The organism is Glutamicibacter sp. NPDC055354, from assembly GCF_053644955.1.
On record NZ_JBSHMB010000001.1, the window covers coordinates 461,651 to 481,800 of the forward strand.

20 protein-coding genes and 2 tRNA genes are annotated in these 20,150 nt (G+C 61.8%); 16 read left to right on the forward strand and 6 right to left on the reverse strand.

From position 1 onward, the window contains the following. The first annotated feature begins 38 nt into the window (after nt 1-38). Entirely contained in the window at nt 39-173 is a 135-nt protein-coding gene (locus tag ACWICV_RS02045) for a hypothetical protein (protein ID WP_454090817.1), read from the forward strand. On the opposite strand, the gene aceE is transcribed toward ACWICV_RS02045, so the two are convergent. Next, the gene (gene aceE, locus ACWICV_RS02050; protein ID WP_105657749.1) at nt 133-2,877 is read right to left on the reverse strand and encodes a pyruvate dehydrogenase (acetyl-transferring), homodimeric type; all 2,745 of its coding nucleotides are present in this window, start codon (nt 2,875-2,877) and stop codon (nt 133-135) included. The genes ACWICV_RS02045 and aceE overlap by 41 nt on opposite strands. A 362-nt stretch (nt 2,878-3,239) precedes the next feature. Here aceE and ACWICV_RS02055 point away from each other — a divergent pair, with 362 nt between their 5' ends. From ACWICV_RS02055 to ACWICV_RS02090, 8 genes are all read left to right on the forward strand, one after another. Further along, nucleotides 3,240-3,656, forward strand: a complete 417-nt coding sequence (locus ACWICV_RS02055) for a DUF3052 domain-containing protein (protein WP_105657750.1) — start codon at nt 3,240-3,242, stop codon at nt 3,654-3,656. Then, nucleotides 3,656-4,108 (forward strand): redoxin domain-containing protein, encoded by a 453-nt coding sequence (locus ACWICV_RS02060; protein WP_332498654.1) that lies wholly within the window; start codon nt 3,656-3,658, stop codon nt 4,106-4,108. The genes ACWICV_RS02055 and ACWICV_RS02060 overlap by 1 nt, the downstream gene beginning before the upstream one ends. Before the next feature lie 115 nt (nt 4,109-4,223). After that, nucleotides 4,224-4,299 (forward strand) — tRNA-Val (locus ACWICV_RS02065). A gap of 662 nt (nt 4,300-4,961) precedes the next feature. After that, nucleotides 4,962-5,037 (forward strand) — tRNA-Val (locus ACWICV_RS02070). 112 nt (nt 5,038-5,149) lie between these two features. Beyond that, nucleotides 5,150-5,758, forward strand: coding sequence for a class I SAM-dependent methyltransferase (locus ACWICV_RS02075; RefSeq protein WP_105657752.1), 609 nt, complete (start codon nt 5,150-5,152; stop codon nt 5,756-5,758). A gap of 257 nt (nt 5,759-6,015) precedes the next feature. Further along, on the forward strand, nt 6,016-6,678 hold the full coding sequence (locus ACWICV_RS02080; RefSeq protein WP_400288936.1) for a hypothetical protein: 663 nt from the start codon (nt 6,016-6,018) through the stop codon (nt 6,676-6,678). Continuing rightward, nucleotides 6,665-6,958 carry a transcriptional regulator gene (locus ACWICV_RS02085; RefSeq protein WP_105657754.1) on the forward strand — a complete coding sequence of 98 codons (294 nt, stop codon included), beginning with the start codon at nt 6,665-6,667 and terminating at the stop codon, nt 6,956-6,958. Before ACWICV_RS02080 ends, ACWICV_RS02085 begins: the two co-directional genes overlap by 14 nt. A gap of 161 nt (nt 6,959-7,119) precedes the next feature. Further along, nucleotides 7,120-7,314: a CsbD family protein gene (locus ACWICV_RS02090; RefSeq protein WP_105657755.1), complete on the forward strand. Its 195-nt coding sequence runs from the start codon at nt 7,120-7,122 to the stop codon at nt 7,312-7,314. An 86-nt stretch (nt 7,315-7,400) separates the two neighbouring features. Here ACWICV_RS02090 and ACWICV_RS02095 read toward each other — a convergent pair whose 3' ends face one another. Both ACWICV_RS02095 and ACWICV_RS02100 read right to left on the reverse strand, forming a co-directional pair. Continuing rightward, nucleotides 7,401-8,627 carry a methyltransferase gene (locus tag ACWICV_RS02095; RefSeq protein ID WP_400288937.1) on the reverse strand — a complete coding sequence of 409 codons (1,227 nt, stop codon included), beginning with the start codon at nt 8,625-8,627 and terminating at the stop codon, nt 7,401-7,403. 66 nt (nt 8,628-8,693) lie between these two features. Next, on the reverse strand, nt 8,694-9,926 hold the full coding sequence (locus ACWICV_RS02100) for a glycosyltransferase (protein WP_400288938.1): 1,233 nt from the start codon (nt 9,924-9,926) through the stop codon (nt 8,694-8,696). 94 nt (nt 9,927-10,020) lie between these two features. Here ACWICV_RS02100 and ACWICV_RS02105 point away from each other — a divergent pair, with 94 nt between their 5' ends. The 3 genes from ACWICV_RS02105 to ACWICV_RS02115 all read left to right on the forward strand — a co-directional run bounded on the left by ACWICV_RS02105 (nt 10,021) and on the right by ACWICV_RS02115 (nt 13,194). Further along, on the forward strand, nt 10,021-10,662 hold the full coding sequence (locus ACWICV_RS02105) for a TetR/AcrR family transcriptional regulator (RefSeq protein ID WP_400288939.1): 642 nt from the start codon (nt 10,021-10,023) through the stop codon (nt 10,660-10,662). 115 nt (nt 10,663-10,777) lie between these two features. Then, nucleotides 10,778-11,923: an acetylornithine deacetylase gene (argE, locus tag ACWICV_RS02110; RefSeq protein WP_400288940.1), complete on the forward strand. Its 1,146-nt coding sequence runs from the start codon at nt 10,778-10,780 to the stop codon at nt 11,921-11,923. After that, nucleotides 11,920-13,194 carry an MFS transporter gene (locus ACWICV_RS02115; RefSeq protein ID WP_105657759.1) on the forward strand — a complete coding sequence of 425 codons (1,275 nt, stop codon included), beginning with the start codon at nt 11,920-11,922 and terminating at the stop codon, nt 13,192-13,194. The genes argE and ACWICV_RS02115 overlap by 4 nt, the downstream gene beginning before the upstream one ends. A gap of 83 nt (nt 13,195-13,277) precedes the next feature. Here ACWICV_RS02115 and trhA read toward each other — a convergent pair whose 3' ends face one another. Next, on the reverse strand, nt 13,278-13,967 hold the full coding sequence (trhA, locus tag ACWICV_RS02120; protein ID WP_181148856.1) for a PAQR family membrane homeostasis protein TrhA: 690 nt from the start codon (nt 13,965-13,967) through the stop codon (nt 13,278-13,280). A 110-nt stretch (nt 13,968-14,077) separates the two neighbouring features. On the opposite strand from trhA, the gene ACWICV_RS02125 reads away from it, so the two are divergent. Next, entirely contained in the window at nt 14,078-15,010 is a 933-nt protein-coding gene (locus tag ACWICV_RS02125; protein ID WP_400288942.1) for a zeta toxin family protein, read from the forward strand. Between the two features lie 93 nt (nt 15,011-15,103). On the opposite strand, the gene ACWICV_RS02130 is transcribed toward ACWICV_RS02125, so the two are convergent. After that, nucleotides 15,104-15,364: a GlsB/YeaQ/YmgE family stress response membrane protein gene (locus ACWICV_RS02130; RefSeq protein WP_105657761.1), complete on the reverse strand. Its 261-nt coding sequence runs from the start codon at nt 15,362-15,364 to the stop codon at nt 15,104-15,106. A gap of 323 nt (nt 15,365-15,687) precedes the next feature. On the opposite strand from ACWICV_RS02130, the gene ACWICV_RS02135 reads away from it, so the two are divergent. Together ACWICV_RS02135 and ACWICV_RS02140 are read left to right on the forward strand one after the other, a co-directional pair. Continuing rightward, entirely contained in the window at nt 15,688-16,194 is a 507-nt protein-coding gene (locus tag ACWICV_RS02135; protein ID WP_400288944.1) for a gluconokinase, read from the forward strand. Between the two features lie 66 nt (nt 16,195-16,260). Then, on the forward strand, nt 16,261-17,676 hold the full coding sequence (locus ACWICV_RS02140; protein ID WP_454090816.1) for a GntP family permease: 1,416 nt from the start codon (nt 16,261-16,263) through the stop codon (nt 17,674-17,676). 90 nt (nt 17,677-17,766) lie between these two features. Here the strand turns inward: ACWICV_RS02140 and ACWICV_RS02145 are convergent, their stop codons facing one another. Continuing rightward, nucleotides 17,767-18,501 carry a FadR/GntR family transcriptional regulator gene (locus ACWICV_RS02145; protein WP_400288947.1) on the reverse strand — a complete coding sequence of 245 codons (735 nt, stop codon included), beginning with the start codon at nt 18,499-18,501 and terminating at the stop codon, nt 17,767-17,769. Nucleotides 18,502-18,709: 208 nt separating this feature from the next. Between ACWICV_RS02145 and gndA the strand changes: the two genes are divergently transcribed. Next, nucleotides 18,710-20,149 (forward strand): NADP-dependent phosphogluconate dehydrogenase, encoded by a 1,440-nt coding sequence (gene gndA / locus ACWICV_RS02150; protein WP_454090815.1) that lies wholly within the window; start codon nt 18,710-18,712, stop codon nt 20,147-20,149. Nucleotide 20,150: the final 1 nt, after the last annotated feature.

Below are 20,150 nucleotides of genomic sequence, written 5' to 3' on the forward strand. Positions count from 1 at the left end.
TCCCCCGCGCCCGGCACAGCAGGTAAAGGTGAGATTAAATGAGCCAGCTGCCCGGCAACGAGGAAAACCTCGTCATCGGGCAGCTGCTCAATGCGGCGCCGGAGCAAGCTCCGGGCACCTGGAACCTGGGGCCTAGGCGTCGCCGCCAGCGTTGCCGGACTGGCCGGCGTTAGCGTTATTCAGGTCGTACTTGGCGTGCGCCTTCACTGCGGTGTCCGCAGGGATTTCGCCGCGCTCAACCAGCGACTGCAAGGTCTGCACGACCAGCGAGTGCGCATCGATCTTGAAGAAGCGGCGGGCCGCGGCACGGGTGTCCGAGAAGCCGAAGCCGTCCGCGCCCAGGGTGTGGAATTCACCTGGCACGTACGGGCGCAGCTGCTCGGGCACGGCGCGCATGTAGTCGGTGGTCGCGATGACTGGGCCCGGGGTGGACTCCAGCTTCGAGGTCACGTACGGGGTGCGGCGCGGCTTCGATGGATCCACGAGCACGTCGGCGTCGGCGCGCTGGCCGTCGCGGGCCAGTTCGTTCCACGAGGTGACCGACCAGACATCAGCCGAAACGCCCCACTCCTCGGCCAGGATGGCCTGGGCTTCCAGCGCCCATGGCACGGCCACGCCCGAGGCCAGCAGCTGTGCGCGCGGGCCGTCGGTGGTAGCTTCCTTGAGCAGGTGGATGCCCTTGATGATGCCTTCGATGTCAACGTTCTCCGGCTCAGCTGGCTGGCTGATCGGCTCGTTGTACACGGTCAGGTAGTACATCACGTTCGGATCGGCGTGGGTTCCGCCGTACATGCGTTCCAGGCCGGAGCGCATGATGTGGCCGATTTCGTAGCCGTAGGCCGGATCGTAGGTGATCACAGCAGGGTTGGTCGAGGCCAGAATTGGCGAGTGGCCATCTGCGTGCTGCAGGCCTTCACCGGTCAGGGTGGTGCGGCCGGCGGTAGCGCCGATGATGAAGCCACGGGTCATCTGGTCCCCGGCTGCCCAGAACTGGTCGCCGGTGCGCTGGAAGCCGAACATCGAGTAGAACACGTAGATCGGGATCAGCGGTTCATCGTGGGTCGAGTAGCTGGTGCCGGCAGCGGTGAAGGCTGCGACAGCGCCGGCCTCGTTGATGCCCGGGTGGATCAGCTGGCCCTGAGGGGATTCCTTGTAGGCCAGGACCAGGTCGCGGTCCACGGACAGGTAGTTCTGGCCGCCCGGGTTGTAGATCTTCGCGGTCGGGAAGAACGAGTCCATGCCGAAGGTACGGGACTCATCTGGCACGATCGGCACGATGCGGTGGCCGAATTCCTTGTCGCGCATCAGGTCCTTGAGCAGGCGCACGAAGGCCATGGTGGTGGCCGCCTGCTGCTTGCCCGAACCGCGCTTGGCGATCGCGTAGGTCTTCTCGCCTGGCAGGGCCAGCTTCTTCGAAGCTTCCTGGCGGCGGGTAGGCACCGAACCGCCCAGGGCCTCGCGGCGCTCCATCATGTACTTGTACTCAGCCGAATCCTCGGTTGGGCGGTAGTACGGAGGAGTGTAGAGGTCCGCTTCGAGCTGCTCGTCGGTGATAGGGATGCGCAGGTGATCACGGAACTTCTTCAAGTCCTCCATGGTCAGCTTCTTCATCTGGTGGGTCGCGTTGCGAGCCTCGAAGTGCGAACCCAGGCCGTAGCCCTTGACGGTCTTGGCCAAGATAACGGTCGGCTTGCCCTTGAACTCCGCAGCAGCCTTGTAGGCGGCGTAGACCTTGTGGTAATCGTGGCCGCCACGCTTCAGGTTCCAGATCTCGTCGTCGCTCATGTCGGCAACCAATTCCTTGGTTTCCGGACGCTGGCCGAAGAAGTGCTCGCGAACGAATGCGCCGGACTCAGCCTTGTAGGTCTGGTAGTCGCCATCCGGGGTCTGGTTCATGATGTCAACCAGCGCGTTGGTCTTGTCTGCTTCGAGCAGAGCATCCCACTCGCGGCCCCAAGCAACCTTGATGACATTCCAGCCGGCACCGCGGAAGAAGGCTTCCAGTTCCTGCATGATCTTGCCATTGCCGCGAACCGGGCCGTCAAGGCGCTGCAGGTTGCAGTTGATGACGAAGTTCAGGTTGTCCAGCTTTTCGTTGGCGGCCAGCTGCAGGAAGCCGCGCGACTCCGGCTCGTCCATTTCGCCGTCGCCCAGGAAGGCCCAGACCTGCTGGTCCGAGGTGTCCTTGATGCCGCGGTTCTGCAGGTAGCGGTTCAGCTGCGCCTGGTAGATGGCGTTAGCTGGGCCGATGCCCATCGAGACGGTTGGGAATTCCCAGAAGTCAGGCAGGGAACGCGGGTGAGGGTAGGAAGGAAGCGCGTGGCCTTCCTTTGACTTTTCCTGGCGGAAGCCGTCCATGTCCTCTTCGGACAGGCGGCCTTCGAGGAACGCGCGGGCGTACATGCCTGGCGAGGCGTGGCCCTGGAAGAAGACCTGGTCGCCGCCGCCTGGGTGGTTCTTGCCGCGGAAGAAGTGGTTGAAACCTACTTCATACAGGGTCGCTGCACCGGCGTAGGTGGAGATGTGCCCGCCAACGCCGATATGAGGGTTCTGGGCGCGGTGCACCATGATGGCGGCATTCCAGCGCATGAAGGCGCGGTAGCGGCGCTCGATGGCCTCATCGCCCGGGAATTCTGGTTCCTGGTCCACAGGAATGGTGTTCACGTAGTCGGTGGTGGTCACGTGAGGCACGCCCACGGACTTGGCACCTGCACGCTGCAGCAGCGAGCGGATAATGAACTGGGCACGCTCGGTGCCCTGGGTCTCTACGAGGGAGTCAAACGAGTCCATCCATTCCTGAGTTTCCTCAGGATCCCGATCGGACAGCTGGTAAGTCAACCCGCTACGGATCTGGGAGATGTGTTCCTCTACAGCCACGGAAGCTCCTTGATTGAATTGCGGCTCCGGCGCTGTGCAGTTTTGCGCTGCGGTGCGTCGGTATTGGGACAACGGGTGCAGTAGCACTGGAATGATGTGCACTGCCGGTTCATATGCAACTCTAGTGTTAAACGATCCAGTTTTGTGTCGCGTTTTCCAGCAGAAACCGTTTTAAATCAGATATTTGAAGTGACTTGCGCAACCAGGTACGGGAGCTAACTTCCTCATGGCCATGTCAATATGATGCGGGTCACTGGAATGTGGGTTATATTTGTTCGGCGTGTTATCGCTGTAGCGCTTGAACGGAGCGGCAAAACCGTGTTTCGTTGGTAGTAACGCTTTGCACCAGCAGGAGGAATGAAGTGAGCGACGCCGTATCGGCAAACTTGGAGCCCGCCAAAAAATTGGGCTTCGCTAATGAAGACCTTATTCAGGAACTGGGTTACGACGATGACGTGGACTACGATCTGCGCGAATCGATCGAGGACCTGATTGGTTCAGAGCTGCTCACCGAAGAGGACCATGACGTTGTCGACGCAGTCATTTTCTGGTGGCGCGACGGCGATGGAGATCTAGTTGACGCATTGATGGACGCGCTGAACTGCTTGGACGAGAGTGGCATCGTTTGGCTGCTTACTCCTAAGCAGGGCCGCGAGGGACATGTATCCCCAGCACTTATCCAGCAGGAGGCGCCAACCGCTGGCCTGCATGTAACTACTAGTGAAGGCGTTTCGGAGGATTGGTCCGCAATCCGCCTCGCCCCGCGTAAGAAGAACTAATGATTCAAACAGGTTCACGCCTGTTCGACTTCTCGCTGGAAAATCAGTACGGCGAAACGATAACCAGTACCGGGCTGTCTAGCGGCCGGGTGCTGGTTGTCTTTTATCCCTGGGCATTTTCGCGGGTATGCGGGTCGGAACTGGCAACACTCCAAGAGCACTACGAATTCTTCACGCAGCACCAGGTGCGCATCGTGGCCATTTCGGTGGACCATAAATTCACCCTGCGCAACTATGCGCAGTCGCTTGGCTTGGACTTCGAGCTGCTGGCCGATTTTTGGCCTCATGGGGCGGTGGCGCAACAGGCCGACGCCTTTGACCCTGAGCGTGGGGTCGCTGCCAGATTGACGCTGTACCTGGTTGACGGTGAAGTGCGCGATATTTTCCGCAGCGAGATGACGCAGCCAAGAAGCATTGATGATTACAAGGCGGCAGTGGAACGCGCCGTTTAGCGTGCCGATATGGGCTGTGCTCCAGTTCACGAAAAAAGTCGGCTCACCGATTTGCCCGGACGCAGAAACCTGTGTAGAGTTATTCCTCGTTGGCTTGCAAAAGCGAACATGGTAAGGGCCTTTAGCTCAGCTGGTAGAGCGTCACGTTTACACCGTGAATGTCATCGGTTCGATCCCGGTAGGGCCCACCAAATAAGAATCCTCGATCCATTCGGATCGGGGATTTTTTGTCTCCTTGAGGCGATTTTTCCACTCGGGCATGTCCTGCGGTGCCCATAGTGCCGGCTTCATGGAATATTTGATCCTCGATGACGCTGGACTCCTGGCATTGTCGTCCGAAGCCAGCGTGGCTGAGCCGGTGGCCCTTGCGCGGGACCGGAGGGTGCTTCGAATCTGCGAACCCGGTACAGCGATCTGGCATCGCTGTTTTCCAATGCCCCGTGGAGGGTGGCGGCGTCGTCTTCGATCACCGTTTCCTGGTACGTGCTATCGCTCATCGAGCTGCTTCGCTTCCACCTGCGGGGCAAGTCCGCAGATCCAGGCGCCTCGTGTTCTTCCGCGCTGGACTGAGCTCGCGCCTCGATGGTGCTGGTCCCAGTGGTGCAGCGTGGAATAAGCAGGTGTGGGGGCGATGCTGGCGATTGCGGATTACCCGTGCATGCGAACAGCCTCGAACTTGCCGGCAACGCCACTGGAGAGTAGGTTCCAAGATCAGGCGATGTGGTGACGCTCGGCACTCTTTTATGAAAACCTCCATTTCAATTTGCCAAGTCAGTTCGGGATGCATTAGATTATTACTTGTTGCAGCGAAGGACTGAAGGAAAGAAACTTCCCGATTTCACACACTGCAGGAGGGCCTTTAGCTCAGCTGGTAGAGCGTCACGTTTACACCGTGAATGTCATCGGTTCGATCCCGGTAGGGCCCACCAAAAAGAAGACCGCTTCAATCACTCTGGAAAGAGTGATTGAAGCGGTCTTCTTCGTATTCCCCGCCGGCGCCAGCCAATCGCCGAATGCCAGCGAAAGTGCGAAACTGGATGCATGACTGCACCAGAAGAAAACCTTTGGCTCGCCACCGTTCGCAAGAACCCGGACCACTCGCAGAATTTTGCCCAGCGCTGGCGCACGCTTGCCGCCGAAGGCCAGGATATTTTCGGGGAAGCTCGCGCCGTTGACGCGATGGTTGCCCGGGGCAGCAGAATTCTTGATGCCGGATGCGGGACCGGGCGGATCGGCGGCTGGCTTTCCGAGCAAGGGCACCAAGTGGTTGGCGTGGACCTCGACCCGCATCTAATCGATGTTGCCCGGGCAGATTACCCCAAAGCCCAATGGCAGGTCGGCAATCTGGCTGACTTCACCATCGCTGACGCAGCGGGGGAGAACCAGGAATTCGACCTGATAGTTTCTGCCGGCAATGTCGTCACCTTCCTCTCCGAGTCCGAACGCCGCCCGGCGCTGCAGCAACTGCGCGGGCATCTGGCGGCAGACGGGCGCATGATCATCGGCTTCGGCTCGGGACGCGGCTACGGGTTCGATGACTTCGAGGCCGACGCTTTGGAGGCGGGGCTGGCACTGCAGCAACGCTATTCGACCTGGAACTTCCATTTGCCTGCCGCCGATTTCCTGGTGGCCGTGCTCGGGCGCAAATAGCGCCAAGCGCAAACCGAGCGCTGCAGGAAAAATCCACTTCGCTTCCATGCGACGTGCAATTGCTCTTGAAAGGCCTCTGGCCTGCTGCTTCTGCCGTGGGTCGAAAACGGCGGGGTGCGATTAGGCGCAGCTGCCAGAATGCGCCTCTTGCGGTAAGCCGTCGTTAGCGCTATCTTGAACTTTGTAATGCAAAGTGGTTTTCATCACGTACTGCTTTGCGGCTCGGAGGCGGTGATCGCCGAAGGAGGCAGTGCGCCATGGACAACACGAACAGCAATGACATCGACCCGGCTCGCATTCTGCGTGGAATCGAATCGGATGCACAGCAAGCCCGCGAGGGCATGAGCCCGAACCAGCAACTGCTGTTCTCCATCTGGGGCGGTGCCTGGATCATTGCCTTCCTCGGGCTCTACTTGGCACTCGCGCCGCAGGGCTCGCCGCTGCTGCCGCCGGCGGTTGGCATCGGCACCGCAGTTGCCTCATTCCTCATTGCGATCGTGATTTCCGCCGTGCATTCGGCCAAGCGCGGTTCGGGGACCAAAGGTCCGTCGATGGCGCAAGGAGCGATCTACGGCAACACCTTCAGCCTGGGCATGATCATCACCGCCTTGCTCGGTTGGCGGCTGCATGTCGAGGGGCTGAGCTCAATGGGCATGGCGACTTTTGCCCTCACCGGCCTGTGCCTGGTGATCGGCGTGCTCGTGGTTGCCGGCTCGGTGCTCTTCAACGACCGGGCCCAGCTGGTCTTCGGGTCCTGGATCTTGGCTATTGCCCTGCTCTCACTGGCCGTGCCGGCACCGCTGAACCTCTTGGCCGGTGCCGTTGGCGGGCTGGGATTCATCGTGCTGGGCCTGCTGCACGGCAGCAAGCCGGAACTGGTCTCAGGAGCGTTGATCCGGGGTGGGCATGCAGGAGCTTGACCCGCTGATCCACGCCCAGGCACGGCTGAGGACCGTCACGGTCCTGGACACCTTGCGGGCCGGAGACAGCATCTCGTTTCCCAAGCTGCAGGGCCTGCTGTCGATGACCTCGGGTAATCTGGCAACGCATTTGCGCAAGCTGGAAGACGGTGACTACGTGAAGGTGGACAAGATCCTGGAGGGGCGCAGCCCAGTGACCTACATTGCCTTGACCCGCGCTGGGCGAACCGCCTTCGAAGAGTACAAGGAACAGCTTCGCGCACTGCTGGATGCGGTGTGATCGCCGGAAGAACGTGTAAGGATACACGCAATTGCGCAGCCGGGGAGGAACCGGGAAAATCTGCCAGCTAATGCAGAGGCCCGGGACAGGTGAATCATCTGCGCGGCCCATTAGGCTGGAGAAGGTACGCTGTCGAATCAACTGCAGAAGGAGATTTTCCAATGGGCCTAGGCGATAAGATCCAGAATAAGGCGCAAGAAGTTTCGGGCAAGGCCAAGAAATCCGTAGGCGATGCGACCGGCAATGAACGCCTGCAGGCTGAAGGCGTTAAGGACCAAGCCGCTGCGAAAGCCAAGCAGGCCGGCGAGTCAGTCAAGGATGCGGCCAAGGACGTACGCGACGGCCTGGACAAATAGCAACAGGCACGCAGGAGCTTAAACGGCAAAGGTGCCCGCGAATTCCGCGGGCACCTTTGCCGTTTCTGCATGGAACGCACTCGGGGCTACTTGGCCTTGAGCCTCCACAATGAAGTGACTTCCTTCGAACGGGCCGAATGCAGCACGTCCTGGGCATCCTGTGCGCGGTGGTGCCTTGGCGCGGTGTCGATCTTGTCGATGACTTCAAGGCCTGCCGCCTCGATGGCCTCCAGCAGCAGCGCGCGGGTACGCAAGCCCAGCAGCTCGGCGAGATCCGAGATGATCAGCCATCCTTCGCCGTTCTCGGTCAGGTGACCGGGCAATCCGCGCAGGAACTGCATCAGCATCTTGCTCTCGGGATCGTAAATAGCCGCATCCAGGGTGCTCGGCGCGCTGCCCGGAAGCCACGGGGGATTGCACACGACCAGCGGGGCGCGGCCTTCGGGGAACATGCTGGTCAGTTGCGCACGGGCGGCGCCGGAAATACCCAAGCGCGCGAAGTTGTCGTTGGCGCAGTCCACCGCGCGCTGGTGGATGTCGGTGCCGATGACCTGCTTGACTCCGCGGCGGGCCAGCACTGCCGAGAGCACTCCGGTTCCGGTGCCGATGTCGAAAGCCAGCGAGAGGTCCTCCAGCGGAGCCACCGCCACCAGATCCACATATTCCTGACGGGTGGGCATGAACGTCCCGTAGGCCGGGTGGATTTTCGCTCCCAGTGCCGGAACGTCCACACCCTTCAGGAACCACTGGTGGGCACTGAGCATGCCAGCTAGTTCCTGCAGGCTGGCCACAGCCAGGTGTCCAGCCAGGTCCGCGGCCTGCTCGTAGCCGAATGCCACCGCCGGACCGACGATCGGCGCCCGGGGCAAGTCCAGGACGGCCAGGCCGTCCTCGGCGTGGAAATCCAAGGGAATCAGGATCAGCGACAGCATCCGCGAACGCTGGGCCCGGGCCTGCCGGATGGCGTAGAACTTCTGCGCATCATCCAGGACCTTTTTCTTGGCCTTCGCGCTGCTGGCCTTGGCCGCGTTGGCGGCCGCCATGCGCCGGTCCATGGCGGCAAGCAGTTGCTTGGCGTTGTGGAAGTCGCCGGTCCACAGTATGGCCGTGCCGCGGGCCGCGTGGCGCATGGCCGCATCCGCGCTCAAGCGGTCATCGGCCACCACGATGTGTGCTGGTGCCCGGCGGGAATTGACGGACAGCCAGATGGCTGTGGTGCTGGTTCCTTCGTGGTCCCAGGAAACGGTCACAGGGGCGGTGGCGGAATGGGAAGCGATGGGATGGCCCTGTCGATCAGCGTTGCTCAAGCGCATGGCAACCGCGCATGAGCTGTTCTGTTGCGAGGGGCTGGAGTTCCAATTCTACCGGTCCCGGCCAGGCTAGCTGGGCCGGTGCCTGGCGCCCAGCTGTTCGAGGATCCTTATTACTGGAATCGAGCTGTCCGTTTCGGCTGCCAGCTGCCGGGCAATTCGCCGGGCGCCATCGGCCAGGTCCTCATTGGCCAGGACTCCGGTAATTGAGGACGCGAGCCGCTGCGCAGTCAAGTGCTTGTAGGCAATGGGCTCGGCAGCCGCGCCGAGCCGGTGGATGCGCTGGGCCCAGAACGGCTGGTCGGTGAAGACTGGAACCGGAACTGCGGGGACGCCTGCCCGCAGGCCAGCGGCCGTGGTGCCGGCCCCGGCATGGTGCACGACGGCTGCCATCTGCGGAAACAGCCAGTGGTGCGGTACCGCGCCGATGCCCAGGATGCCAGGTTCGTCGATTTCCGGTTCCCCTTGCACGATAGTCCGTCTTCCGGTGCGCCGGGCAACATCCGTGATGAAGTCCGGTTCCAGCGCCTGCGTGCTGCCGAAGCCAATGAAGATTGGAGCCGGCCCCTTGTCGATGAAGTCGAGCAGCCGCTGCGACGGTGTCCATGCCGGATCGGCTGGCGGCCACCAGTACCCGCAATTGACGATCCCCTCATGCCAATCAGCGGACCGTGGAACGATAACTGAACTGAAGCCGTGGAGAATGGGGCCCCGGTGCTGGCGGCGAAGGCGTTCGGAGGCAATACGGCTGCGCGCGGGCAATCCCAGGGATTCGCGTACCCGCTTTGCTGGGAGGTCGTAGGGCGCCTTGGAAGCGGCGAAGAGCTGGCCGAGCAGCTTGTTGCCCAGTGGCCCGAAGCTGCGCGATGCACCCAAAACCATGGGCGAGTACGCTGCACTGGGTTCAATGGGTTGCAGGTGCGCGCCGATCGCGGGGATGCCCACGGCCTCGGCCACGTCGTAGGCATAGGGTGCTACCGCATTGGTCATGATGATATCGGCACCTCGCTCGGCTGCGGCCATCGTTCCGGTAGCTGCCAGTTCGAAATAGTCCCGGAGCTCCCGGAGGTACCGGCGCAGATCCTTGGGGCTGGCCTTAGCGCCCGGAGCTGCCGACTTGACCAAGGCGCTCATGTCGCCGGGGAGCTCCCGGAATCGGCAGCCTGCGGAAACGGCAAGGTCCTTGTATGCCGGGTTTGCCGCAATGGATACATCGATACCATGGAGCGCCAGCTTCTGGCCGAGGCCGGCCATCGGCGCGACATCGCCTCGTGTTCCCGGTGCGATCATCAGCAAGCGCATGGTTCCTCCTGTAGAGTTAAATGCGAACAGTGTTTGCGGTTAACTATACAGCCAGAGCACGGCGCGCGACGCGCCCTGCGGGAAAGGACAAGCGATGACCGGCAACCAGCCTCGCACCGGGCCCAGGCCCCGGCACTCCCGGGCCAAGATCGCCCAGGCGGCGATCGCGCTGGCCGATGAAGAAGGCATGGGAGCGGTATCCATCAGAGCCGTAGCCGCAAAGATCGGAGCAGGAGCCGCCTCCCTGTACCGTTACGTTGAGTCCCATGAGGAGCTCACCGGCCTCATGGTTGAGCAGATCAGCGCGGAATATGAACTGGAATCGCTGGCCGGTTCGGCTGCCCAGCAGCTGCTCGGCCTGGCCACCCAGGGCCTGCAGATCATGCGCAGGCATCCCTGGGCGCCCTCGCTGGCCATGGGCAAGTCGTCCATGGGGCCGAACGCCTTGGCCTACCTGGAACGCGGATTAGCGGCCCTGAAAGGCAGCGGGCTGGAGGCAGGGGCCAAGCTGCATTGCCTGGCGATGCTCAACGCCATGACCGCAGCATTTGCGCTCAATGAGCAAAGCCAGCAGCGGCCCGAAGACCCGGCGGCGCTGTTAGCGCAGCTGGAAACAGGCCGCTACCCCCACCTGTCGGCCGCGCTGGGCCAAGCGGCAAGGCCCGTGGACCAGCAGGAGGCCTTCGAGAACGCGATCCTGCACTATCTGCGTGGTGCCGGCGTTATTCCCGACTAGCCAGAGGCCATTCTTTGACATCTTCTAGGTGGTGCGGGAGCAATGTGGAAGCATGAATCCATAGCATCATCGCCTAGATCCAGGAGCTGAAATGCCCGCGCCCAGCGAAGCAAGTATGAAAGAAATCCACGAGCTCATCGCCGTGGACACCACCAGCCGCGACAGCAACCTTGCGCTGATCGGGAATATCGTGAAGAAGCTGGACGCCTATGGCATCAGTTCCCAGCTGATCCACAACGAAGAGGGCACCAAGGCCAACCTGCTGGCCACCATCCCCGCCGCCGATGGAACCCGCACCGGCGGCATTGTGCTTTCCGGGCACACCGACGTGGTGCCAGTGGACGGGCAGAAATGGAGCAGCGATCCATTCGATGCCCAGGTGCGCGCAGACAAGCTCTATGGCCGCGGCACCTGCGACATGAAGGGCTTCCTCGGGGTGATCCTGGCCAAGCTGGACCAGTTCACCGGCGCAGAACTTGCCGAACCAATCCACCTGGCGCTGTCCTACGACGAAGAAGTCGGCTGCGTCGGCGCGGTGTCCCTGGTGCAGAGAATTGTTGACGAGAAGCTGGCGCCTCGCGGATGCTTCGTGGGGGAGCCATCGAGCATGCGGGCGATCCGCGGCCATAAGTCGATGAACGTTTTCCGCGCCGAATTCAACGGTGTCGCAGCGCACTCCTCGCTGCCTTCCGAGGGAGTCAACGCCATTTCCTATGCGCTGCGCTTCGCGAATTTCGTCGAGGAGGTTTCAGCCGAGCTGCGCAACCATGGCCCGCGCGATGAAGCGTTCATCGAACCGACCACCACCATGAACGTGAACAAGTTCGACGGCGGCATCGCGGTGAACACCATTCCCTCGCAGGCGGTGGTGTTCTTCGAGTACCGCTCGCTCGCGGTGGTGGACCGCGAGGCGCTGACCGCGCGCTTGCGCGAAGAAGCGGCCAAGCTGGAAGCCCAGATGCGCGAGCAGAACCCGAGCTGCTCCGTGGAGTTCTCCCAGCAGGCGGGCGCTCCAGGACTGGATACCGCTGCGGAGGAAGGGATCGTGTCCTTCGCGGCCGCCTGCGGCGCCATTGCCACCGCTGAAAAGGTCACCTATGGCACGGAGGCCGGGTTGTTCGCCGCGGCCGGCATCCCCACCGTGGTGTGCGGTCCTGGCGATATCGCCCAGGCCCACGCTCCGGACGAATACATCGAGCTGGAGCAGATCGTGGCGTGCGAGAACTTCATCGATTCGCTGATTGCGCAGGTCAGCTCGTGAGCGCAGAGGTGAAGGCGACACCCGAGCAGATCGTCAAAGCCCGCAAGGCGGTCATTTCCAGTTCCATTGGCGCGGCGCTGGAATGGTTCGACATCATTGTCTATGCCACCTTCGCGACCACCATTGCCAAGGTGTTCTATCCGGAATCGGACGGCACGTTCGCCCTGATTCTCACCTTCGCCACCTTCGCGATTTCCTACCTGATCCGCCCCCTGGGCGGCATGGTGCTGGGCAGCTACGCCGACCGCAAGGGACGCAAGAACGCACTGACCCTTACGCTGGGCCTGATGATGCTCGGTACGCTGATCATGGCCGTGGCGCCGCCCTACGAGGTGGCGGGCGTAGCCGGTGCCTTGATCATCCTGCTCTCGCGCATGATCCAGGGCTTCTCTGCCGGTGGCGAGTTCGGCACGGCCACTGCATTCCTGATCGAAACCGCACCGCACAAGAAGGCGTTCTACTCTTCGTGGCAGGTCGCCAGCCAGGGTGCATCCATGCTGCTGGCTTCTGCCTTCGGCTACTTCCTGACCACCGGCCTGAGCCAGGAAGCCCTGGAAAGCTGGGGCTGGCGCGTGCCGTTCTTCGTCGGCCTGCTGATCGGGCCGGTGGGCCTGTATATCCGCGCCAAGCTGGATGAGACCGACGAGTTCGTTTCCGCCGCCAAGGAGAAATCGCCACTGGGCACGCTGTTCACCCAGCACTACGGCCGCCTGCTGGCCGCGGCGGCTACCATTGGCGTGGCCACGATTTCGGTGTACATGATCCTGTACATGCCGACCTTCGCCGTCACGAACCTGAAGATCCCTGCCGACGCGGCCTTCCTGGGCGGCATCTCGGCGGGCATCATCACGTTGTGCGGCGTCCCGCTGGTGGGCCATCTGGCCGACCGCATTGGCCCGGCCCGGGTGATGACCTACGCGGCGGTCGCGGCGTTCGTGCTGGCCTATCCGCTGTTCAAGCTGATGACGTCGAACCCGAGCGTGATCGTGATGGTGATCGTGATCGCGGTTCTCGGCGTGATCATGTCCTTCTACTTCGGTCCGCTGCCGGCGTTGCTCTCCAACCTCTTCCCGGCTGCCATCCGTGGTTCGGGCCTGTCGGTGGCCTACAACGTGGGCGTGACCCTTTTGGGCGGAATTGCCCCGCTGGTACTGACGTGGTTGCTGGACCTGACCGGGTCGCTGGATGCACCGAGCCTGTACTACATGGCAATCGCCGTGATTTCGCTGATCGGCCTTGTGGTCGTGCGAAAGCGCTACGGCCAGCGCTAGTCCGGCCTGGGATTCAGCCAATGATCGCCGCAAGCTTCCTCGTGGAGCTTGCGGCGATCGCTTTTTCCAGTGGGTTCGCGCGCTTATAGGGCCACCAGAAGCACAGCCGTCCAGTGGCACAGGAAGGCCATGACGGTGCAGGCATGGAAGAGCTCGTGGAATCCGAAAATGCTCGGCAGCGGATTTGGCCGCTTCGTGGCGTAGAAAACCGCGCCGATCGTGTAGGCCAAGCCGCCAGCGAGAATCAGGATCATCACCGCGGGGTTCGCGGCCCAGAACGCTGGCAACTGCATCAATGCGCCCCACCCGAGCAGGATGTAGAGGCTGACTCCAACCCAGCGGGGTGCCGCGGGCCAGAATGACTTGATGGCAATGCCGGCCAGTGCACCGGCCCAGATGACGGACAGCACGATGATCGCCTGCGGACCGGGCAAGGTCAATGCCGCTACCGGAGTGTAGGTGCCGGCAATGAGCAGGAAGATGTTCGCATGGTCGGCCCGGCGGAAGAGCCCCATGACCTTGTCGGTCCAGTTGCCACGATGGTAAAGCGCCGAGGTGCCAAAGAGCAGGATCGAGCAGAGCGCGAAGACCGCGGTGGTCCATTCCGCCAAGCGTCCGTTGGCCAGTACGACCAGCACCAGGCTCATGATGATAATGCCCGGGGTGGACCAGGCATGGATCAGCCCGCGCCAGCGAGTACGCTCGGTGCCGATGTGCGCGAAGGTTCGCCCGGCTCGGCCTTTGCCTGCAGATGGTAGCGGTGCGGTAGCCATGGGTCTCCTTAACGTCGTGCGCGGGCACTGGGCCCATCATCGAACTATACGATAATCGGCTGTCAGCGTGCTGTGGGGTCATCGCGATTAATCCCGATTAGGATTCGAATATGGCAGATGACCAAGAAATCACCGAACACCTGAAGACTATTGCTCAACTCAATGAGCCCGGAGAAGTGCTGGCCAATGATTCACCGTTCATCTCCGTGCGCAACCCTGACTGGTTCGAAGAAGTGGCCCCGGGCTCGTGGAAGGCGATCGGGGAACGCGACCAGTTGCATCGGCGGTTGATCGACCAGGAACTGCGGGCAGCGGGCGGCGCCCAAGCGCAGCGCCAAGCTGTTGTGCTTGCCGGAGCTCCGGGAGCCGGCAAGAGCAGCCTGCTGCGCGAACTGCTTGGCGGTCATGAAGATGACTATGTGGTGATCGATGCCGATGAATTCAAGGCGAATCTGATGCGCGAAGCGCAAGAAGACGGAACCTACGAAGGATTCTTCAAGCCTCGGGAAGTCAAAGAGCGCGAGCAGCGCGGTGAGCAGTTCTTCCCGATGGACATGGCGAGCCTGGTGCATGAGGAATCTTCCATGCTCAGCGAGAACCTGCGTGCCGCATGCTTCGAGCAAGGGCTGAATGTCGTCATTGACAAGGTCCTTGCGTCCGAGGATTCAGCACAGAAGCTGGCAGCTCAGCTGCAGGAGGCCGGATACGAGATTCAGATCGTGGAGGCGTACGCGCCGCAAGATGTCTCGGAAGAACGGATCGTTGAACGCTGGGAAAAGCAGCAGGAAGCTTCCCTGGATGGCGACGACAACCTTGGTGCACGCTGGGTTCCCGAAGGATTTACCGATATGGTCTTCGACGCCCCGGGCCAGCGGTCCCGGCCTGCTGCCGTGGCCCAGATGTTCGCACGCAACTGCCCAGCGGTACTGAGCTTCAAGGTGTTCCATACCGCACTTGGGGAAGCCTCGGACACGGAGGGGAGCCTTCTGCTTTTCGAATTGCGCAGGGAAGCCGTGGGCTCTGAGCTGCTGCGGGTGAAGTAGCCAACACAAGAGAAAAACCCGCCGAGCAGCAGTTGGTACTGCTGCTCGGCGGGAATTCAAGATCCGCGGGACAATGGTCCCTCGGGAGGAGCGTTATGCCCGTCGTTTGGTGATGAAGCCCCAAATGACCAAGACGATCAGGGCGCCACCGATGGCAAGAAGCCAACTTGAGATCGAGAAGAACTCATCCACGCCCTCACCGAAGATAGCACTTCCGATCCAGCCTCCGAGTAGGGCGCCTACGACGCCGAGAATCAGGGTAGCGATCCAGCCGCCACCTTGCTTGCCGGGCAGAATGGCCTTTGCGATCGCTCCGGCAATCAAGCCCAAAACTATCCATCCAATGAATCCCATGATTCGCTCCAATGGTCAGACTGTGCAGTGGTCGGGTTCGATCCACCTAAAAACCGAGAGTACATGGCATTGAGCTGGGGTTCTACAGTGACATCGCAGAAATTCAGCATTTTCTAAGGCTGGGTTCAAGCCATGCTTGAACCTAGGGCCAATTGAGTCGGGAATTCCCTCTCTGGTCACATGCTTTGCAGAATCGTCCGCAATGGACCAGGTGCGACCTGTTGACAGCATCGGCCGCCACTCTTACTCTAGTTAAATCATACTTTATGACTTTGGATACAGCATAAGTCATATATTAGGTTCACGTACGACGGAGTAAATGGATGAGTGAACAGGTCCCGCCCCTTGTTGTAATGGGTGTCTCGGGCAGCGGCAAAACCACCATCGGAAAGATGCTGGCTGACCAGCTGCATCATGAGTTCATCGATGGCGACAGCCTGCACCCCAAGGCCAACAAGGAAAAAATGGCCAGCGGTCAGTCTCTGAATGACGCTGACCGCGAGCCGTGGCTGCAGCTGATCGGCACCAAGCTGTCCGAAAGCAAGCAAAGCCAGGCGCCGCTGGTGATCGCCTGTTCCGCACTCAAGCGCAGCTACCGGGATCTCATCCTCAGCTTGGAGCCAGCGACGATCTTCGTCCACCTCACCGGTGTCCCGACCCTGATTCGCGATCGGATGAACGCGCGCTCGCACGAGTACATGCCCACCAGCCTGCTCGACAGCCAGCTGGCCACGCTGGAGGCCCCAGCTGCGGACGAGCCTGTGCTCAGCGCCGACATTGCCGATAGCCCCGAGGACATCGTTCGACAGCTGATCGCCAAACTGTCCTAGCGCAGTGCGCTGGCAGCAATCCACAGACCACCCATGGCATAAGCCTCCCATTGATCAAGGAAGACAATGACAACTGAGCTTGAACTGAACTGGACGTTAAGTACGCCCGGGCTCCTGATGCTGGCGGTCGGTGCGGTAGCGCTGCTGCTGGTGCTGATTATCCGCTTCCGCGTCCACGCGTTCCTCGCACTAGTGCTCACCAGCTTGCTGACCGCGGTGGCCTCCGGCATCCCTGCTGAATCGGTCATTACGACGCTGACCAGCGGCTTCGGATCCACCTTGGCCAGTGTGGCCTTGCTGGTCGGCCTTGGCGCAATGCTCGGACGCATGCTGGAAACCAGTGGCGGCGCCGATGTGATGACCAGCTGGCTGATCTCCAAGTTCGGCGAGAAGCGCGCACCGCTGGCCTTGTCGGTTGCGTCGCTGCTCTTCGGCTTCCCGATCTTCTTCGATGCCGGGCTGGTAGTCATGCTGCCGATCATCTTCACCGTGGCCCGCCGCTTGGGCGGCTCGCTGCTGCTCTACGCCATCCCATCGGCCACCGCATTCTCGGTGATGCATGTCTTCGTTCCGCCGCACCCGGGCCCTGTGGCCGCATCCGGCCTGCTGGAAGCCAATGTCGGGCTCGTGCTGGTGCTCGGCCTGGTCGTCGCGATTCCAACCTGGTTCGTTGCAGGCCATCTCTTTGGAAAGTTTGTCGGCAAGAAGTTCAACATCCCGGTACCGAATATCCTGGATGCGGCACTGGGCAACGGTGCAACGAAGGACGAGTTCAAGTCCTCTCCTTCCGTGGGCACGGTGTTCAGCTTGCTGCTGCTCCCGCTGCTGCTGATCTTCATGAACACGGGGCTGAATATGCTCGGCTCAGCCGGCGTCGTGGACCCGGAAGCCTCCTGGGTGCGCTGGCTTCGCCTGCTGGGTGAAACTCCGGTGGCCCTGCTGATCACCGTGCTGCTGGGCATTTTCCTGCTGGGCTTCCGCAAGGGCAAGGACAAGACCCTTACCGAGACCATCGTGGACTCCGCGCTGGGCCCGGTCTGCTCGATCATCCTGATCACCGGTGCTGGTGGCATGTTCGGTGGCGTGCTGCGTGCCAGCGGCATCGGCAACGCCATTGCCACCTCGCTTGAATCGGTGGGCATGCCGCTGATTGTCGCCGGCTTCCTGATCGCGGCCATCGTCCGACTGGCTCAGGGCTCGGCAACAGTGGCGCTGACCACTGCGGCGGCCATTGTCCAGCCGGCGGTGCTGGCGGATGCCTCGCTGACCGCTTTCCAGGTCGCCGCCATGGTGCTGGCGCTGGCAGCAGGCTCGGTCTTCGCCGGCCACGTCAACGACTCCGGCTTCTGGCTGATCTCGCGCTTCCTGGACATCGATGTGCCAACCACCTTGAAGGTCTGGACTGTTGGCCAGGCGCTGGTATCGGTGGTCGGCTTCGCCTGCGTCATGGTGCTCTACGGCCTGGCGACCGCGCTGGCCTAACTAAGGGCAGCGAGCAGGACAAAAAATCCGCCGGGGCAGCGATCTGCATCGCTGCCCCGGCGGATTCGCATTTAAGAAGGGAATGCCGGGTTACTGGGCGCTCTTGGCCGGGTCCACGAACAAGCGCGGCGCGCCGTCCCAGAGGCTGCAGATCTCGTTGTGCGTCCGGCGCATGATGCTTTCCATGTTCTTCCGCGCGCTGGCGGAGTCCGAATTGGAGATGGCATCGGCGACCGACTGGTGCCAGAGCAGGGCTTCCTCGTGCGGGCGTTCAGGCATCAGGCCCAATTCGGTGCGGCCGCGCAAAATCGCTCCGATCGGGGTGGAGAGGTTCGCAAACATCTCATTGCCGGAGGCGGCCAGCACCACAGCGTGGAATCGGATATCCAGTTCCAGGAAACGTCGCAAATCGCCTTGGCGCCCGTAATGGTTCATCTGCGCCGAGAGCATCATCAGCTCCTTGCGCATCGTTTCGGGGGCGAACTCGGCAGCCAGTTCCGCGGCCATCGGCTCTACGGAAATGCGCAGCTCGGTCAGCGAGCGCAGCTGTGCGCCCTTCTGGTCGCTGGCCAGCCGCCAGCGGATGACATGATCGTCGTAGGGGTTCCAGCGTTCGGCCCCCAGCACGCGGATGCCCACGCGCTTGGTGCTGGTGACTAGGCCGCATTGGGCCAGAACGCGGATGGCTTCACGGATCACCGAACGCGAGACCTGGAGCTTCTGCTCGAGGTCGGCGGCGAGGATAATGGAGCCGCGCGGAATTTGCCCGCTGATAATGCGAGAGCCGAGGTGCTCAACCACATGAGCGTGCAGACTAGTTGCCATGGGGTCAGTTTAGCCAATGACTTGCGCCAAATCGGACTATGGCGAGTCGATCCGCGAAATAAATATGCTTTAATTTACGCGATCCTCTGTAAAACACGGGCATCGCCCTTGTAGGATGGAAAGGTCACGTGGCCGTGAACAGGGATCGTGACTCATCCGGTCTCTGCTTGGCGGTTCAACTCCCCGTAATCGATGGAGACTTATTTTTATGCCTGCACAGATTGGTGTCACAGGTCTGGCCGTCATGGGCGCAAACCTTGCCCGTAACTTCGCTCGCAACGGATACACCGTCGCCCTGCACAACCGCTCGGTCGGCAAGACCGACGCGCTGCTTGAAGCACATGGCGATGAGGGCGATTTCATTCGCACCGAAAGCCTGGAAGAGCTGGTAGCAAACCTCGAAACCCCGCGCCGCGTGCTGATCATGGTCAAGGCCGGCGGTCCAGTGGACTCGGTTATCGACCAGCTGGTGCCGCTGCTCGAAGAGGGCGACGTGGTCATCGACGCCGGCAACTCGCACTACACCGACACCCGCCGCCGCGAAGCTGCCCTGGCTGAAAAGGGCCTGCACTTCGTTGGCATCGGCGTTTCCGGTGGCGAAGAGGGCGCGCTGCTCGGCCCATCGATCATGCCCGGCGGTTCCGCTGAATCCTACAAGTCGCTGGGCCCGATGCTGGAGAAGATCTCCGCCAAGGCCGACGACGGCGCACCGTGCTGCGCTTGGATCTCCACCGACGGTGCAGGCCACTTCGTGAAGATGGTCCACAACGGCATCGAATACGCCGACATGCAGGTCATCGGCGAAGCCTACGATCTGATGCGCAGCGCCGCCGGCATCGAGCCAGCCAAGCAGTCGGAGATCTTCAACGAATGGAACCAGGGCGAACTGTCCAGCTTCCTGATCGAGATCACCGCTGAAGTGCTCGGCCACGTCGATGCTTCCACCGTCAAGCCGCTGGTCGACGTCATCCAGGACTCCGCAGGCCAGAAGGGCACCGGCCGCTGGACCGTGCAGTCCGGCCTGGATATGGGCTCGCCTGTTTCGGCCATCGCCGAGTCGGTCTTCGCCCGTTCCCTTTCCTCGCAGCGCGATATCCGCGCCGTGGGCCAGAAGGTGCTGACCGGCGAAACCGCCGAGGTCACCTTGCCGGAGAACTTCGTCGAGGACGTGCGCCAGGCGCTGTTCGCTTCGAAGCTCGTCTCCTACGCGCAGGGCCTCGACATGCTCACTTCGGCTGCCGGCGAATACAACTGGGACCTGAAGCTCGACGAGATCGCTGGCCTGTGGCGTGAAGGCTGCATCATCCGTGCAGCCCTGCTCAAGGACATCACCGCTGCCTACTCGGCAGGCGAGAAGCCTTCGAACCTGCTGTTCGCTCCGGCATTCGCTGAAGCCATCAACAAGGCAGTTCCAGCATGGCGCCGCGTGGTTTCCGTTGCTGTCCAGCTGGGCATCCCTGCACCAGTGTTCTCCTCGTCGCTGGCTTACTACGATGGCCTGCGCCGCGACCGTCTGCCAGCAGCCCTGACCCAGGGCCTGCGCGACTACTTCGGTGCGCACACCTACCGCCGCACCGACAAGGAAGGCACCTTCCACACGCAGTGGAGCGGTGACCGCACCGAAATCGCTGCCGAGGACACCCACTAAT